The 15,566-nt window shown below is 41.5% G+C and carries 18 protein-coding genes; 11 read left to right on the forward strand and 7 right to left on the reverse strand.

Annotated features, from left to right (window positions below):
• Positions 1-22: 22 nt before the first annotated feature.
• Positions 23-1,609 carry a hypothetical protein gene (locus EHS15_RS13790; RefSeq protein ID WP_135761144.1) on the forward strand — a complete coding sequence of 529 codons (1,587 nt, stop codon included), beginning with the start codon at positions 23-25 and terminating at the stop codon, positions 1,607-1,609.
• Here EHS15_RS13790 and EHS15_RS13795 read toward each other — a convergent pair.
• The 4 genes from EHS15_RS13795 to EHS15_RS13810 all read right to left on the reverse strand — a co-directional run bounded on the left by EHS15_RS13795 (position 1,589) and on the right by EHS15_RS13810 (position 5,064).
• Complete coding sequence (locus tag EHS15_RS13795) at positions 1,589-2,335, reverse strand: RsmE family RNA methyltransferase (protein ID WP_135761145.1); 747 nt, start codon at positions 2,333-2,335, stop codon at positions 1,589-1,591. The two genes, EHS15_RS13790 and EHS15_RS13795, sit on opposite strands and share 21 nt — an antisense overlap.
• Entirely contained in the window at positions 2,332-2,769 is a 438-nt protein-coding gene (locus EHS15_RS13800; protein ID WP_135761146.1) for a hypothetical protein, read from the reverse strand. The genes EHS15_RS13795 and EHS15_RS13800 overlap by 4 nt, the downstream gene beginning before the upstream one ends.
• 89 nt (positions 2,770-2,858) lie before the next feature.
• Positions 2,859-3,692 carry a flagellar-coiling protein FcpB gene (fcpB, locus tag EHS15_RS13805; protein WP_135761147.1) on the reverse strand — a complete coding sequence of 278 codons (834 nt, stop codon included), beginning with the start codon at positions 3,690-3,692 and terminating at the stop codon, positions 2,859-2,861.
• A gap of 121 nt (positions 3,693-3,813) precedes the next feature.
• A complete protein-coding gene (locus tag EHS15_RS13810; protein WP_135761148.1) occupies positions 3,814-5,064 on the reverse strand; it encodes an AAA family ATPase in 1,251 nt (416 codons plus the stop codon).
• 84 nt (positions 5,065-5,148) lie between these two features.
• On the opposite strand from EHS15_RS13810, the gene fliN reads away from it, so the two are divergent.
• The 4 genes from fliN to EHS15_RS13830 all read left to right on the forward strand — a co-directional run bounded on the left by fliN (position 5,149) and on the right by EHS15_RS13830 (position 7,577).
• A complete protein-coding gene (gene fliN, locus EHS15_RS13815; RefSeq protein WP_135761149.1) occupies positions 5,149-5,661 on the forward strand; it encodes a flagellar motor switch protein FliN in 513 nt (170 codons plus the stop codon).
• Between the two features lie 31 nt (positions 5,662-5,692).
• Complete coding sequence (locus tag EHS15_RS13820) at positions 5,693-6,136, forward strand: GNAT family N-acetyltransferase (RefSeq protein WP_135761150.1); 444 nt, start codon at positions 5,693-5,695, stop codon at positions 6,134-6,136.
• A 55-nt stretch (positions 6,137-6,191) separates the two neighbouring features.
• The gene (lsa25.6, locus tag EHS15_RS13825; protein WP_135761151.1) at positions 6,192-6,872 is read left to right on the forward strand and encodes an Lsa25.6 family adhesin; all 681 of its coding nucleotides are present in this window, start codon (positions 6,192-6,194) and stop codon (positions 6,870-6,872) included.
• Positions 6,873-7,124: 252 nt separating this feature from the next.
• Positions 7,125-7,577 carry an RNHCP domain-containing protein gene (locus EHS15_RS13830; RefSeq protein ID WP_135761152.1) on the forward strand — a complete coding sequence of 151 codons (453 nt, stop codon included), beginning with the start codon at positions 7,125-7,127 and terminating at the stop codon, positions 7,575-7,577.
• A gap of 38 nt (positions 7,578-7,615) precedes the next feature.
• Here the strand turns inward: EHS15_RS13830 and EHS15_RS13835 are convergent, their stop codons facing one another.
• From EHS15_RS13835 to EHS15_RS13845, 3 genes are all read right to left on the reverse strand, one after another.
• Complete coding sequence (locus EHS15_RS13835) at positions 7,616-8,539, reverse strand: SPFH domain-containing protein (RefSeq protein WP_135761153.1); 924 nt, start codon at positions 8,537-8,539, stop codon at positions 7,616-7,618.
• Entirely contained in the window at positions 8,539-9,468 is a 930-nt protein-coding gene (locus EHS15_RS13840; protein ID WP_135761154.1) for an SPFH domain-containing protein, read from the reverse strand. The genes EHS15_RS13835 and EHS15_RS13840 overlap by 1 nt, the downstream gene beginning before the upstream one ends.
• Positions 9,469-9,572: 104 nt before the next feature.
• Positions 9,573-10,031, reverse strand: coding sequence for an NfeD family protein (locus EHS15_RS13845; RefSeq protein WP_135761484.1), 459 nt, complete (start codon positions 10,029-10,031; stop codon positions 9,573-9,575).
• A 99-nt stretch (positions 10,032-10,130) separates the two neighbouring features.
• On the opposite strand from EHS15_RS13845, the gene EHS15_RS13850 reads away from it, so the two are divergent.
• Genes EHS15_RS13850 through fliM form a run of 6 tightly spaced genes read left to right on the forward strand, consistent with a single transcriptional unit; the run spans position 10,131 to position 15,562 of the window.
• Positions 10,131-10,568 carry a heme-binding domain-containing protein gene (locus EHS15_RS13850; protein ID WP_135761155.1) on the forward strand — a complete coding sequence of 146 codons (438 nt, stop codon included), beginning with the start codon at positions 10,131-10,133 and terminating at the stop codon, positions 10,566-10,568.
• Positions 10,569-12,005 carry an argininosuccinate lyase gene (argH, locus tag EHS15_RS13855; protein ID WP_135761156.1) on the forward strand — a complete coding sequence of 479 codons (1,437 nt, stop codon included), beginning with the start codon at positions 10,569-10,571 and terminating at the stop codon, positions 12,003-12,005.
• Complete coding sequence (locus EHS15_RS13860; RefSeq protein ID WP_135761157.1) at positions 11,998-12,876, forward strand: peptidylprolyl isomerase; 879 nt, start codon at positions 11,998-12,000, stop codon at positions 12,874-12,876. The genes argH and EHS15_RS13860 overlap by 8 nt, the downstream gene beginning before the upstream one ends.
• Positions 12,876-13,475 (forward strand): hypothetical protein, encoded by a 600-nt coding sequence (locus EHS15_RS13865; protein WP_135761158.1) that lies wholly within the window; start codon positions 12,876-12,878, stop codon positions 13,473-13,475. Before EHS15_RS13860 ends, EHS15_RS13865 begins: the two co-directional genes overlap by 1 nt.
• A gap of 60 nt (positions 13,476-13,535) precedes the next feature.
• Complete coding sequence (locus EHS15_RS13870; RefSeq protein WP_135761159.1) at positions 13,536-14,525, forward strand: hypothetical protein; 990 nt, start codon at positions 13,536-13,538, stop codon at positions 14,523-14,525.
• Positions 14,522-15,562: a flagellar motor switch protein FliM gene (gene fliM / locus EHS15_RS13875; RefSeq protein ID WP_135761160.1), complete on the forward strand. Its 1,041-nt coding sequence runs from the start codon at positions 14,522-14,524 to the stop codon at positions 15,560-15,562. Before EHS15_RS13870 ends, fliM begins: the two co-directional genes overlap by 4 nt.
• Positions 15,563-15,566 lie beyond the last annotated feature (4 nt).

Below are 15,566 nucleotides of genomic sequence, written 5' to 3' on the forward strand. Positions count from 1 at the left end.
TTCGATATTAATAAGGAATTCTATGAGAGTTTTTGGATTACAGATCGCTATTTGGGCAGTATTGTCATTCCAAGTTTCTCTGGAAGCGCAAGTTTGGGTGCCTAGTGGAACGGAAACCAGACGTCCTTCTGCACTTCAATTCGATACGGGAGCCAGTTCCTTCAAAGGCGACTACTACGGATACATCTCTCCTAATTTCACATACAATCACGGAAGTAACTTCGGTTATTCTTTTTCTTTGCCTGTCAATACTCTCCTAGTAGACAGGGATCCTTTGATCGAAGGAGCCAAAGCCGGAAAAATCAGGGAGATGGATTACAACAGCAAAAACGATTATGCTCGAGTTTTGAATTACGTTTCGTACGGAACATATAACCAGCAGAATCCGGGTCAAGTGACTTATTCGTTTTATGCAGGCAAGGTGATCGACGGTTATATCGGCCATGGAACCATCGTAAATAAATATCAGTCTTCTTCTCGTTTCGATTCTTACAACCCGAGCATAATGGCAGATCTCAACTCCGATTACGGAGGAGTTCAGTATTTTTCAAATTCAGTGATGAACTTCGATGTGAATGCAGCAAGGGTCTATATCAAACCGTTGGCGATCGGACGCAAAATTTATTCTTTCTTCGATAAATCAGGATCTAATGTGTCCTATATGATGAACATTCGAGGAAACGTTTTGGATGATGCCGGAAGACTGACTGTGGAAGAGGAAGTGGGCGGAGATAAGAATAAATCCGTTTCGAAGAAAAAAGAAATTCGTCCTATCAATAAAGATTCCCGTATGGAACTTGTGGACAACGATCCATGGTACAACCGTTTGACTTTGGGTTATACCACTGCCTGGGATAAAGCGGCTCCTCTTGAATTATATTACAACTCCAACGGTTCGCCAGTTACCGTAACGAACAAAGACAATCCTACAACCAAAGAGATCACACGAGTGAGTATCGAAGGTTTCGATTTGGAATACAGACTTTTGAATCTTCCTTTTCTCGAACTGACCCCTTATGTGGATATCAATAGAATCAAAGGTTTGGATCAGTCTCAAGGAACTCATTACGGAACCATATTCAGATTAGGAACCAAGGATTTGAACATCATCCTGAAACCAGAATTTCGCAGGATGAGCACTAATTACGCCCCAATGTATTTCGATAGTTTTTACGAGATAGAAAGATTTCAGAACTTTCCAGTCTCCGCTCCGATGAGAACGAAATACGAACAACTCCAAGGTCAAGCGAAAGGAACCGTAACTGGTTATTATCACACCGTTTATATCAATTTTTATCATCTTGGATTCGAGTTCGCAGTGGAAGATTACGGTGGAAAAAACAATAATCGAATATTCGCTGCCGCTTATATACCTCTGGGTTCTTCCTTTTTGTTGTCTTTTTACTATACTAAAAAAGGTTACGATGGAAGCGGAAAAGCGTTTCAGGTGGATGAAAACGCGCAAGGAGCGGCGGAGATTTCGAAATCTTTCGGTCCTTTGGTGTTAAGAGTGCAAAACTATAGAAGGTATTTCCTCAATCCTTCCGAAAAAGTATTTCAGTCTACGGACGAACTTAGGTTTTTGGTTTCAGGCGGAATCAGTTTCTAACCAAGTTCTTGTTTGGTGCAGAAATGCATGAAATGCGAATTCAGTCCTAAGAACGAGAGAACCTAAAGAAACCAAACGATAGTTTCTGAATTTGAATTCATCCAAATCTTTCTGAGGCCATCCGGATTCCGGCCCGAAACAAAAATTCAGTTTTTGACGAGACAGTGCCTTGGTTACTATCTCTTCCCTATGACTTTCAAAAGGAACACCTGTTCCGTCGAAAATAAAAACATTCTCCGACGGGCCTAAGTATTCTTTCCAATTTTCCTGTTTATGATAAGAAAATGCTGTTGGAAAAATATTTCCTGATTGGGAGAGTCCGCTTTCTATTTCTTCCCATTCCCCTCCGTTGTAAAGAGGAGAAGTCCAAAATTCCTTATTTTGAGATTTAGGATGGATGAAACAAATTTCGCCCATTCCATACACTCCGCATAGATGGAAAATTTTTTTGCCTGTTTGGGGGCGGGGAAGAGCGAAAAATACTTTCGTACATTCGAATTTATGAATTTGTTTTTCGGTTTCCTGAGAGATGATTTTTCCTTTGATTTCCGAACCAGTGATCGTTTCTATTTGAAACGTAAATTTTCCCGAACCGGGAAGGATCAGTTTGAGAAGATCTCCTTCCTTCTTTTTCAGAATGTTTATGATGTGATCTTTTTTTGCGCCAGTAATAGAGAGAGAAGTTTTTTTCTCTTCATCCGAAACTTTGAGAATGATCCAGTTCAAATTTGAACGCTAGGAAGATCTTCTCGATCCAGAGGGTTCCATTCTTCTTCGTTAGAAGGCGGAGGAGGAGAGTGTTCCGGTTCTGTGGCTGTAGGAGGGGTTTCCTTTTCCGGCAAAAGGGATTTTTCTTTCTCAGTAGGAACGAAACCTTTGATTAAATAAAGAATGAAAATCAGAAAGAGAAAGTAACCGGCTAATGTGTGGGGTTTTTTCCAAATCTTTTCTTGGGGGTATGAGGTTTTGGAGGCAGGAGAACTGAACTTCGATTTTAGAAAGTCTACGGGAGCATATAACAAATCTACAACGAGATTCAAATATTCTTTGGCGCTTGGTTGGAATTGAAAAGAAGGAATGGTTTCCTTTTCGTATTCTCCGTCGTTTGTTTCCCCGGGATTGAATTGGAAACTATGTGAGCAGACTGGGCAACGAACCAAAATGGTTCCCTGACCTGCAGGGAACCTTAAAGTGGTCGAACAATTCGGACAATTTTTAAGAAAGTTCAGATAAGAACCTTCCTTATCTCTTAGTATTTTAAAGAGTTTTTGAGAGTTTCCACATTCTTTTTGTAATGTTTGTTGGAATCTCTGTCATTATAGTCAAAAACTTTTGTGAAAAGTTTATCGAAATAGTCCAGGTTCTTGAAGTAGAATTGTTTTTTGAAGTTGTTACGAATCGGGTTCGTCTTCGTGTTTTCTACGTTCGATAGAATGTATTTTCCAACACCTTTTTCAGAAGGAGTTTCAGGAGAACCCCAGATTGGGTTTCCGTCATGTTGGTAAAAAAGTTCTATTTTCTCGTTATGAGCAGGTTGTCCGTTAGGCGCAGTGTCTGCGATTACGGAAATCACTTTGTCTTCCATAACGAAATCGTTTTTATAAACGTAAGTTCTGACTTTTGTTAGGTTTCTAGGAAGTTCTTTTCTTGGATCCGGATCTGCATTGTTTGCACCTTCGAAGAAAAGTTCGATTGTTTTGAACTTAGCACCGAAGTTGTATGCGGATTTTCCGTCATCACTTCCTACGAAATCGAATACTTCCAAGTGAATGCAAGTATTGTCTTTTGCTTCTTGGTCAGGAGTAGATTCACATCTTTCTCCGTCTTGGCTTGGTTTTCCCTTGAAAAGAACTGTTCTGTGAGGAAGGGTTCTTACTTTCATTTTGAAAAGAACCGTGTGACGAGTGAGTTTTTTGTTCACTTCAGAAATATTTCCATCAAGTTCTGTTTCTGTGTCAGAAATCGATTTTCCATCTTGGCTTACATCCAAACCAGCCGAGGAAGAACCAGTTTCCGGTGCTCCTGCTTGAGCGAAAACCCCAAAGCTGAGCATCAATATGGGAAGAATCTTTATTATTTTCATGTCCGAGTCATCCTAAAACGATTAAATTGAGGATACCTTAGAACGGTGACCTACCGTAAAGAAATATCCTATATAATTATCGGAAAATCTTAGGGAAGATTGAGGGGGAATTTTTATTTCCTTATTTCCAGCGAAAATCCGGGAGAGATTCCCGATAAAATGTCGCTCCCGGGGCGGAAATCGCCTCGGATTCCTTCCAACCCTGGGTGATCCATCGCCTTTCTACGTAATCGCAGAAATCTTTTAGATTTCTGCCGGAAGCTCCTTCCAGGTTCTCTGAAAGGGACAATCTGTCCTCCCAGCTCAATTGCAAGGCGTATCCTTCCAGAATTTGCGCCCTTTCTTCTCTATTCGGGAGGGGAAAAAAGATTTTTCTATCGAATCGGGAGAGAAGAGCAGGATCTAAGTCCTCTTTTCTGTTCGTGGCTCCAATTGTGATGATTCTGGATTGGGTGGCAAATCCGTCCAGTTTTCGGAGCAAAACACTGAGAAGGTTTCTTGTGGCTTCGAAAAGCCCGTCTTCCCGTGAAGTAGCCAGTGAGTCGATTTCATCTAAAAATAACATGGATTTGTCGAAAAGAGAAGCCGCATCGAATACCATCGCCAGGTTTTGGGAGGACTCTCCGTAGTATTTGCTGAGTATGGATTCGATAGGAACGTAAATCATCGGCACATAACAAAGACTTGCCGCTACCTTTGCCATTGTTGTTTTTCCCACACCCGGATCTCCCTCGAATAAAACGGCTCTAGGCAGGATGGAACCTGGGAATTTACGCGTTAATTTAGTGATTTCTTGGAAAGGATCCGGTTTCAGCAAAGGCATCACCAAACTCTCCATCACTTGGGATTTGACCCCTTCGTATCCGAAGATATGTTCGAAGCCGAGTAAAGTTCCCTTTGCTTTTTCTTCTTTGGGGTCGAAAACTTCCGCACCTAGTTTGGTTAAGATTTCCTTAGGATCTCTTTTTTTACTTTCTGATCCTGTGAAAAAACGAAAAAGAGCCAGACAAGTTTGGATTTCTTTCAGGGTGAAATCTCCTCGTTTGGAAGCTTCCAATTTTAGGGAGGAGGATTGGTATGAAAAACGAAATCGAATTTTGTTAGATAGATTCTTTTCCGGTTCGAATAGATTTTCGTTGAGCGCCTGTACGCTGAAATATCCTTCTTCGAAGTTATAGAGGCGGAAGTTTTCTATATAATTTCTCAGAATCCCCAGTGAGTCGAATAGACGTTCTTTTCCGGGAACAGGGGTAGTGAATCGAAATAATAATTCCTCTTTTTCCGATAAAAACTGGTAACCTTCCCCTCCGATTTCGGACAGAATCAATTCCTTCGCTTTGAAGAAATCCAGATGAGGGGATGAATTGGACATAATTACGAAAAATCAGAAGATTTATTTTTTTTCAAGGAAGGATTTTTTATTTCACCGACAGTTTAAGAAAGAAGAGGTTACCTTATGGGTGAAGGCTCATTATCGCAAGAAGACATAGACGCATTACTCGGTGGTTTCGGAGGGGGAAGCACTCCTGCCGGAGGCGGCGGTGGAGGAGGGCTGGATGATTTGGACGCCCTTGTCGGTGGAGCCGGAGGAGATGACGGTGGTCCTTCTTTTGCGGACATTGCAGCTGCCTTAGGCCCAAGTTCCACTCCCACACCTTCCAAAGCGACTCCTAAACCTCAAGCCGCTGCGGGAAACAATACTGCCAATTTAAACCTACTTTTAGATGTAACCTTACAGCTCACCATCGAATTGGGAAGAACTACAATGTTCATTAAGGATGTTTTACAGTTAACGGAGGGAACCGTAGTAGAGTTGGATAAAAACATTGGAGAAGAGCTGGATATTCTCGCAAATGGAAAGTTAGTTGGAAGAGGAAAGTTGATCGTCCTTGACGATTATTACGGAATCCAAATCACTCAAATCGTAGATCCGATGGAACGATTAGGCGGAGCCCCCGCTTTTCTATAGATTCATTCTTTTTAGAGCCGAAAATCATCAGATGCAAATAGAGAAACTAGCAGACCCCGATTCAGAAATACAAAAGTTTCTTTGGGCTCAGTTGCAATCCTATAGTCTTTCCCGGCTGCAGCCGGTCGGTTCCATGGAACGTACCGAATCTTTTTGTCTTTTGGTAAAAGACGGAGAGAAGGTGATTGCGGGAACGATTTGTTATGTTTTTTTTCAAGGACTTAATTTGCAGCTTTTATGGGTGGCGGAAGAGGAAAGGGGAAAGGACTTAGGAACTTTGTTGTTGAGGAGGGTAGAAGAGGAAGCCGTTTCTTGCGGGGCCAATTTGGTGTTTGGTTATTCTTTCGGGTTTCAAGCTCCTCGATTTTATTTGAAGATGGGTTACGAACAAGTGGGACTCATCGAGGATTATCCTGCAGGCCACAACTGCTATTTCCTTTGTAAAAAACTACCTTCTTCCTCGGAATCTTTATAGTTCTTTTTCTTAAAAACACTTGCCTCATTCCTGACCCATTTCGTATCTTTTCGACATGATTCGATTTGTTTTGATTGTTGCCCTTTCCTTATTTGCATTCCAATGTAAAGATTCATCACTTCCTTTGCCGTTCGGTGCGGAGATTCGTAAAATGCCTGTGGATTCAGCGGAAAATGGAACAATCGATTCCGTAGGATATTATATCCCTGAAAAAGACAATTATAGACTCATTTATGTGGAATTGGACAAAAATGGAAACGGTTCTTCCGACGAATTCATTTGGCAAGGTCATGCGACTACACAAGATCCTGTTTCTCCTGTAAAAAATATGGTGAAAGTTCATGAAGAAGTGGATGAAAACCATGATGGCAAAATCGATCTTATTCGTTGGCTGATGCCCAATGAAATCATTGCACTTGCGCAGAAAGATTCTGACGGAGACGGTTACTTCGAAACTACAATGTATTATAATTTGAAGAAGAGAGTTGTTCGAAGAGAAATCGATGTTAAAAAAGAAGGAAGACCCACTGTCTTTATTTTTGTCGATAGAGCGGAAATCGATTCCGATGGAGACTCAATCCCCGATTTAGTCGTTTACGGCACTTCCGATTTGGAATTGGAAGAGAAGGCAATCAACTTGAGAGATACGAAACCTTTGTCTAAAGGCGCATCTTACTTATTTAATCTTTCTTTGATTCCTGCATCAGACAGAGCGATTCTAGGAAGCGGGTTTTAATTCATTTTTTTTCTTGCCAGTAAATCTAGGAAGAGGCTTTCTGTTCTTGGAAATATGTTACCTACTTTGCTGGCCATTGCCTAATAAGCCGACCGAGACGACAAACTCCGTTAAAACCGCCTAATCTAAAGTAACGATAGCGGCTCACTCGGGTGTTTTTATCGAAAGTTCCCTAACGTCTCTGTTGGCAAATCCGAATCGGACTAAATGCTCCGACCGTCCCTCTATGGACTTCGCTTGCCGCGAACGGATATGACCAGATTTTCAAATGATTCCCATTTTGTAAAAATCTCTCACAAACAACGATTTGATGATTTCGATCCTGAAGAGGATCTGGATCTAAAAAGAAAAAAACAGAACTTCAGAAGAAACCCAGGTGCTTCCGAATTCAGATGTAAAAACTGCAAACTTATGGTTGTACGTCCTCCTTCCGGAACCGTACAAAGAAACCATTGCCCGAACTGTCTACACAGTCTGCATGTGGATCAAACTCCTGGAGACAGATCTTCCGAATGTGGAAGCGTGATGGAACCTATTTCCATCTGGGTCAGAAAGGAAGAGTGGGTGCTTTTGCATAGATGCAAAGGTTGTGGGGTGATTCACGCCAATCGAATCGGACCGGATGATAACGAGAGTTTATTGTTATCACTTGCTGCCAGAGCGATGGCGAAACCATGTGTTCCTTTGTATACGGAAGAGGAGTGATCCTCTTCCGTGGGTTACGGATTTTTTTTCCGATTACATCAAGGTTTTGCGGCTTTCTTATTCTCTGTTAGGTTAGAGATAAGAGTAGGTAGATTCATCACATCCGCAGGAATCAATATCTCCGTATTTTCTTTGGCGAGATTGAGGAAGTTCTGAATGAACGCTTTCGTAATTTGAAGTTTAATCGCGGAAGCTCCTCCTTGGTCGGCAATTGCGGAAGCAATGGATTCGATCCCTTTGGCACTTGCTTGCGCCAATGCTTCTATTTCCGTTGCCTTACCTTCTGCGGAGTTGATCCTTCTTTGTTTTTCCCCTTCCGATTTGTTGACCGCTTCTTCTTTGTACCCTAAAGAGCGGTTGATTCTGGAATCTCTTTCTCCTTCGGAGATTAGAATTTGAGAACGCTTTGTGATCTGCGCTTTTTTCTCTTTTTCCATGGCATCTAACACGGATTTTGGGGGAACGATATTCAGGATTTCGTATCGATTGACTTTGATTCCCCAAGGTTCGGATGCTTGGTCGATCGCCGCAACGATCGTAGAATTGATCAGATCTTTTTCTCCGATGGTTTTATCCAATTCCATCGTTCCTATGATGGAACGCATTGTGGTTTGTGCCAATTGAATGGATGCGAAACGGTAGTCTTGGATTCCGTAAGAAGCGCGAACAGGATCGATGATTTTCAAATACAAAACTCCGTCCACTTTCACCTGAACGTTGTCATGCGTGATACAGATTTGAGGTTGTACATCAATTGCTTGTTCTTTTAAAGTGTGGTAGTATGCATCTCTATCCAAAAAGGGAGTCAGTATGTGAAAACCGGCTCTGAGGGAACGGCTGTATTTTCCCAATCTCTCTACAATAAGAACATCTTGTGCGGGAATGATGCGGATGCAGCGGAAAAGTTTGTAAACGATATAAATGGTAACGATAGACCAGAAACCGATGATAAATAGTTCCATTATTCTTCTCCTTGTCCGGTATGCGGTAGTTTGGTTGTGATTCTGGAAAGTCCTTCGAAGACTCCTCCGATATTGGCTAGAGTTTCCGGAACAACTGTTGTCTTGGAAGTTTTCAAAATGCTTCCTAAAGCATCCAGATATTCCTGAGTGATCTGCAGACTCACTGCTTCCTTACCGCCTTTTTTATTGATCGCTTCCGAAATGAGATGCAGTCCTTTGGCGGTTGCATTCGAGATGAGCTCTATCTCTTTCGCTCTTCCTTCCGATTCATTCACCAGCCTGATTTTTTCCCCTTCGGAGATGTTAATGGATTCTTGTTTTTCCCCGATGGACTTATTGACTAAGGATTCTTTTTCTCCTTGGGAAATGGTGATTTCGGCTCTTCTTTCTCTTTCCGATTTCATTTGATTTTCCATTTCCAAAAGAATTTGTTTGGGAGGAGTGATGTTTCTGATTTCGTATCTGGTGACTTTGATTCCCCAAGGATCCGTGGCACGGTCGATATTGGAAACCACATTGGCATTGATTTCTTCTCTTTCGGAAAGAAGATTGTCTAACACAAGTTTACCGATTTCGGAACGAAGAGTGGTTTGCGCCAACTGAGAAGTTGCGAGCATAAAATTATCGATTCCGTAAGAAGCCTTTTCGCTGTCGATCACCTTCATGTAAAGAACTCCATCCACTTCTACGGATACGTTGTCTTTGGTGATACAAACTTGAGGATCGATATCGATCGTTTGTTCCTTTAGGTTTTGTCTGTAATGAATTTGATCGATGAAAGGAACTAAAAAATAAAAACCTGGTTTTAGAACCCCTTGAAAGACTCCTAGCCTTTCTTTGATGTATTCACTCTGTTCCGGGACGATGATGATTGTCTTTTGGATGATAAAGATCGCCAAGACAAAAATAATAATGAATGTGACACCCATTGATTGTGATTCTCTCCTTTGATTGTTTGTTGGACAATAAAGTAAGGGATCGTTCGTTTGAGAAAAGGGATTTTTTACCGATTTCGTTTTTTTTTCAAAAAATATCAGTCGAGAGAAACGGTTTCTACAGTGAATGTAAGATTATCTCTGGAAAGAATTCTCACCATGGTGCCTTTAGGAATTCTTTCTTTTTCTGAGACTGCATCCCATACAGTACCTTGGAATTTCACCTTTCCTCCCAATTGTCCTACCAGAATATCCACTTCTACGGGAACAATCTGGCCTAAAAAATCATCTTTCACAAAAGGATCTACGCTTGATTCTGAACGAAATAATTTTTTTACAATCTGCCCGCCTAACAAAATGGAACTTAGGCTTGTCCCCATCCAAAGAATGATTTGAGTTGTAATTTCCATTGGAAAAAGTCTGGAAGTGATTCCCGTAATGATTGCGCCAATCCCTAAAAACATGACGAAGGTTCCTGGGATCAAAAATTCTAAAGCCAGGAGTAAAATTCCCCCGATGACCCAAAAATAAGGGGTTTGTTCTAAAAATACGTTCAATTTGATTCTCTTTTCCTGAAGCAAAGCCTCCAAACCCGTCTTTGGCAACAAAAATATACTTTGTTTCTTCTTCGATTCAGAAACCCTGTCAGGATAGATATGAAGCGAGGATTTCTCATTTTCATTTTCTGTTTTTCTGCGTTACAGTTTTTGCAGACAGGGAAAGAGAATCCCGAGGAAAAAAATCCCTTACAGGCGAGCCCTGAGGTAATCTCCGTTTTGAAAAAGAGCTGTTACGATTGTCATTCGAATCGTACGGAGTGGCCTCTTTATTCTTATATATTTCCAGTCTCTTATTTCGTAAAACATCATGTGGATGAAGGAAGAGACGAATTGAATTTTTCCCATTGGGAAAATCTAAGTCCGAAAAAGAAGGCTACTGCAGCCTATTCCATTATAGAAGAAATCGAGGAAGGAGAAATGCCTCTTACTTCCTACACGCTCATTCATAGAAACGCAGTCCTTTCCGAAAAGGAAGTGGAGCTGTTGAAAGAATGGGCTTTGCAATTAGAAGAAGAGAGCGAAAAGGAAAATTAGATGAAGGAAAAAAAATTATGGGGAGGAAGATTTGCGGAAGCTCCTTCCTCGCTGATGATCCGAATCGGAGAATCGATTAGTTTCGATCGGGAATTGTACAGTCAAGATATTACCGGTTCCATATCCCATTCCAGGATGTTGAAAAAGATAGGAATTTTAACCGCAGAGGAACAGAAAAAAATAGAAGATACCCTTCTTCTGATCAAAAAGGAAATCCAATCCGGCAAATTCGAATTTAAAATCGAAAATGAAGACATCCATATGTCTATCGAATCCAGGCTCACTGAAATTTTGGGAGACTTGGGAAAAAAACTCCACACCGCCAGATCCAGAAACGATCAGGTTTCTCAAGACGTTAGATTATACCTAAAGGAAGAAATTTCTAATATACTTGTTTTGTTATATTCCTTGCTCCAAACTTGGGTCGAAAAAGCGGAAAAGAATATAGATGTCATCATTCCCGGATACACTCATCTTCAAATCGCCCAGCCCATCCGTGCCTCTCATTATTTTTTATCTCATTTTTGGGCCAACGTCAGGGACTTCGAAGATTTTGTTTCCGCTAAGAATAGAGCCGATGAATTAGTGTTAGGTTCTGGGGCACTTGCAGGAGTCAATTACCAAACGGATAGGGCCTTTCTTCAGAAAGATCTACAATTGGGAAGAATTTCCGAAAACTCAATGGATGCGGTGAGTCAAAGAGATCATATCCTGAAATTTTTATTCGCTTCATCTCAATACTACATCCACGCTTCCCGTTTTTGTGAAGAAGTGATTCTGTTTTCTTCTCAGGAATTTTCTTATTTCCGTCTTCCCGATTCTTTGACTACAGGCTCCTCCATCATGCCTCAGAAAAAAAATCCTGATGTCGCAGAACTCATCCGAGGTAAAGCGGGAAGAGTTGTAGGGGGGCTCAATCATGTTCTTATGATGATGAAAGGAACTCCTTCTTCCTACAATAGGGACTTTCAGGAAGATAAAATCCCTTTATTCGATGCGGTCAAACAAGTGAAATTGGGAATCGAAGGAATTAGAGAGATGGTAAACGGTTTGGAAGTGTTTCCGAACAATGCCATTCGCAGCCTTAGAAGCGGTTTTTCCACAGCCACCGATTTGGCGGATTGGCTTGTGTTTCAAAAAAAGATCCCCTTCCGTACTTCCCATGAAATCGTAGGTGAATTGGTTAAGGTTTGTTCTGCGAAGGGGTGGGATTTATTTACGATCCCCAGCGGAGAAAGGGGAAAAATCAATCCTGTCCTTACCGATCCTGGCTATGAGGAAGCGATTGTTCTAGAGACTTCCTGCGATAAAAAGAATGTTCCCGGAGGAACTTCCAAATTGCAGCAAAAAGAACAATTGAAGTCCGCAAAACGAAAGTTGAAAGATCTTGAAAAAATGATACAAAACAATCTGACAAAAGGAAAGAAGAATGTATAAAGTTTTAGGGAAACGTTCTCTGCTGATTTGGATCTGCATCGGGCTTGGATTTACTTCCATTCTTTGCAGCGACAAAAGATTCAAAAAAATGAACTACCAACCGGTCACTTACTCCCGTCCGAACGTAGTTGTGAAGAAATCGGAAACCACCAATGTTCCTCTTCCTTCCAAACCCGCCGTGTATGCTGTGATACAAACGACTGCTGGAAATTTGGTATTGGAATTATTCACGAATGAAGCCCCAAAAACGGTTCAGAATTTCATCGATCTGGCACAAGGTGAGAAAGAATTTATTTCCGAGAAGGGAACCGAAAGACGTCCGTTCTACGACGGATTGAAATTCCACAGAGTCATCAAAGACTTTATGATACAAGGCGGTTGTCCTAGAGGAGACGGAGGCGGCGGACCAGGTTATAAATTCGAAGACGAAATCAATGCGAAGTCTTTAGGTTTGGAAACTCTGAAAGTAAAAGATGCTCCTCAGTATCAGTCCCAACTACAAAGAGCTCTGTTTACGGAAATGAACATTCAATCCAGACAAGAATTGGAAGAGAAAACGGCCGAAGTGGAAGCAGCTTATACCGACGCATTGGAACTTCCTGTGATCGAAATCCTGCATCGCATCGGTTATAGATACAACGAAGTGCTCACAAGTAAAAAAGCGGTTCGAGGTTCTCTTGCTATGGCCAATGCAGGTCCGAACACGAATGGATCCCAATTCTTCATCAACCAAGTGGACACTCCTCATCTGGACGGATTGCACACAGTATTCGGACAATTGGTTGAAGGCATGGATGTTCTGGATCGAATCATCGATAAAGGAAATCTGCAAACAACGATCAAACATATCACAGTGGTGGACAAAAGATAATGAATTACTTGGAAGGAGTCGAAATCATTCAAAAATATACGGCAGGTTCTTCCGTAGAACCGATTCTCGACTTCATCCGAGAGGTTCCTCATGATGAAGCCGGTTTTTCGAATGCATTGGATGAAATCGGGGGAATCAATAAATATCCGGACACTCTGGTCGGACTTTTTTCCTATATGAGTTTTATTTTAGGACAGAAAGCCAAGGTGAACGATCTGTATGAAAAATCTTTGGATCGTTACGAAATCCTAAACCAACTTACTTCAAAAAGACGGCCGACAGAGGAAGAGGCAAAAATTAAAAAAACTCTCACCGACTTCATCTTAAAAGTGGAGAAGGTGTTCGAAATCCAGGATTTAACTGATGAGAGTTTGGTGAAGGAATTGAACCGTTTCGTTTCGGAAGCGAACCTTTACGGGGTGACTGAAAACGAAATCAAAACCCTGAAAATCTCTTCCAAAACGGTGGCTCTCATCGAGGCCCATTTGGACAAACACAGGGAAAGTTATTACCAATACAAAAAATTCAGGGAAATTCTGGAGAGGCTCATCCGAATTGCGGACTACATCATCGCAGAAGGAAAAAGAATGGCCTCTTAATCTTTTTATGTCTTAAAAATTCTGATTAAGATTTTAAAAATCTGCCGAAATTCTAAGTGTATGCGCGCTTTGTATCTAGTTGGAATTTCCGTTTTTCTAACAACGATGAGTTTATTTTCTTTTCCCGACCGCGACGCTCGGGGAGAGAGAGTCGAAAACTTCGTCGCACTTCAGTCCAGAATCAAAGTTTCCCTCTCTCAAAGAAATTTTCAGGAAGGGGAGAGAATCCCTCTTCATTATTCCATCCAAAATGTGGGGAAAGAAGTTGTGCGCATTTTTCCTGCGGGCGATTTTCGATATTCCTTTCAAATCATCATCAAGGACGAAGACGACAGATTGGTTCCTCCTTTGGAAGATCCTGAATTTCACGATCCGGTTCTAAAAAGAAGAACCACAGTCGTGAATTTGGTGGGGGACGAAAACAAGGAAATCAGTCTGCACAGAAACGAATCCTTTTCCAAGACGATCTATTTGGATGAGTATTATTCTTTCCAACCTAACAAAAAGTATTTTATTACCGGTTATTTTTATCCCAATTATACGGAAGATAAAAGTTCTTTTCTTCGATCAGAAAACACTGCCTCTTTCCTTTTGCAAAAATCCAAGAAGGAAAGAAATTTCACTCCGATCGCACAGAGTTTGGGGGAAACGGGGGTCATCACTCCGGAAGAAACCATCTTTCTATTTTTAGGAAGTGAAATGAGAAAAAACTGGGAATCTCATTTCAAGTGGCTCGATTTTTCCGAATACATTCTCGCTTATGATCGTTTCAGTTCCGTTTATATAGACAGCCATGTTTCCGATAGAGATGCGGTAGTGGAAGAATTCAAACAATATCTCACTTCTTCTCCGTCCGGGATTTTGAAATACTTCAAGGTTCTTTCCGTGGATTATCCTTCCAGAAACGATGCCAGAGTGCAAGTTTATGTTGAAAGAATGCAAGGCCGCTTTAAAACAAGATATGAATATAGTTATTCCTTAAAAAAAGACGAGGGAATGAGAGTTGGATATTGGCAGATTAAGAATTTACTGGTTAAGGTGAAAAAATGACCGAAATCCTTTCACAAGACGAAATTGATGCACTGTTAAATGCCATCTCCTCGGGAGAGGTTTCCGAAGACGAATATTCGTCCGTAGGAGAGCAGAAAAAGGTAAAAATTTACGACTTCAAACGTCCGGATAAATTCTCAAAAGACCAAATTCGTACCTTGCAGATGATGCACGAAACTTTCGCTCGTTTGGCGACAACAGGTTTGTCCGCTCAGCTTCGTGCCTTGGTGGTCGTGCATGTGGCTTCCGTGGATCAGCTTACCTATGAGGAATTCATTCGTTCCATTCCGAATCCAACCACTCTTGCCGTCATCAATATGGACCCTTTGCGTGGTTCCGCCATTCTAGAGATAGACCCTTCCATCTCTTTTACTATCATCGATCGTTTGTTCGGTGGTAAAGGGGAATCTTCTAAAGTCAACAGGGAACTTTCCGATATCGAGCTTTCCGATATCGAGCTTTCCGTAATGGAAGGTATCATTGTCCGTATCTTAGGAAACTTGAGAGAATCTTGGTCTACTGTAATCGATCTTCGTCCTCGTTTGGGAAACATTGAAACGAACCCACAGTTCGCTCAGGTGGTTCCTCCCAATGACATGGTGGTATTGATCACCTTGGAAACAAAAGTAGGGGAAGTGGAAGGGATGACCAACCTTTGTATTCCTTACATCACAATCGAACCGATCATCAATAAACTTTCCGCTCAATACTGGTATTCCTCCATCCGTAAAGGGGAAGTGGACGAGAATAGAGCGGTGATCCAAGAACGTCTCGATCAGGTAAAAATTCCTCTTATCTCGGAGGTGGGAAGCGTGGATATTTCATTAAACGATTTGATGAACCTTCATGCAGGGGATGTGATCAAATTGGAAAACACTCCTATTAAATCGGATCTGACCGTTAAGGTAGGAGACAGAGGGAAATTCAAAGCGACTCCGGGAAGAGTGGGGAACCGTTTGGCCATTCAGATAGGAGACAGCATCGAAGACATTCCGGACGAGTTATTAGGTTCCACAAGATCCGAGCAGGAATATTAATCCG

Origin of the sequence: Leptospira idonii, assembly GCF_004770995.1 — a bacterium.
GTDB lineage: Bacteria > Spirochaetota > Leptospiria > Leptospirales > Leptospiraceae > Leptospira_A > Leptospira_A idonii.

Bases quoted from the DNA above. Each gene is read 5' to 3' on its own strand.
- fliN (WP_135761149.1), top strand. From the start codon at position 5,149: ATGGGTGAAGGCTCATTATCGCAAGAAGACATAGACGCATTACTCGGT.
- EHS15_RS13835 (WP_135761153.1), bottom strand. From the start codon at position 8,539: ATGGAACTATTTATCATCGGTTTCTGGTCTATCGTTACCATTTATATC.
- EHS15_RS13820 (WP_135761150.1), top strand. From the start codon at position 5,693: ATGCAAATAGAGAAACTAGCAGACCCCGATTCAGAAATACAAAAGTTT.
- fcpB (WP_135761147.1), bottom strand. From the start codon at position 3,692: ATGAAAATAATAAAGATTCTTCCCATATTGATGCTCAGCTTTGGGGTT.
- EHS15_RS13840 (WP_135761154.1), bottom strand. From the start codon at position 9,468: ATGGGTGTCACATTCATTATTATTTTTGTCTTGGCGATCTTTATCATC.
- lsa25.6 (WP_135761151.1), top strand. From the start codon at position 6,192: ATGATTCGATTTGTTTTGATTGTTGCCCTTTCCTTATTTGCATTCCAA.
- EHS15_RS13810 (WP_135761148.1), bottom strand. From the start codon at position 5,064: ATGTCCAATTCATCCCCTCATCTGGATTTCTTCAAAGCGAAGGAATTG.
- EHS15_RS13865 (WP_135761158.1), top strand. From the start codon at position 12,876: ATGAATTACTTGGAAGGAGTCGAAATCATTCAAAAATATACGGCAGGT.
- argH (WP_135761156.1), top strand. From the start codon at position 10,569: ATGAAGGAAAAAAAATTATGGGGAGGAAGATTTGCGGAAGCTCCTTCC.
- EHS15_RS13790 (WP_135761144.1), top strand. From the start codon at position 23: ATGAGAGTTTTTGGATTACAGATCGCTATTTGGGCAGTATTGTCATTC.
- EHS15_RS13870 (WP_135761159.1), top strand. From the start codon at position 13,536: ATGCGCGCTTTGTATCTAGTTGGAATTTCCGTTTTTCTAACAACGATG.
- fliM (WP_135761160.1), top strand. From the start codon at position 14,522: ATGACCGAAATCCTTTCACAAGACGAAATTGATGCACTGTTAAATGCC.
- EHS15_RS13860 (WP_135761157.1), top strand. From the start codon at position 11,998: ATGTATAAAGTTTTAGGGAAACGTTCTCTGCTGATTTGGATCTGCATC.
- EHS15_RS13850 (WP_135761155.1), top strand. From the start codon at position 10,131: ATGAAGCGAGGATTTCTCATTTTCATTTTCTGTTTTTCTGCGTTACAG.
- EHS15_RS13830 (WP_135761152.1), top strand. From the start codon at position 7,125: ATGACCAGATTTTCAAATGATTCCCATTTTGTAAAAATCTCTCACAAA.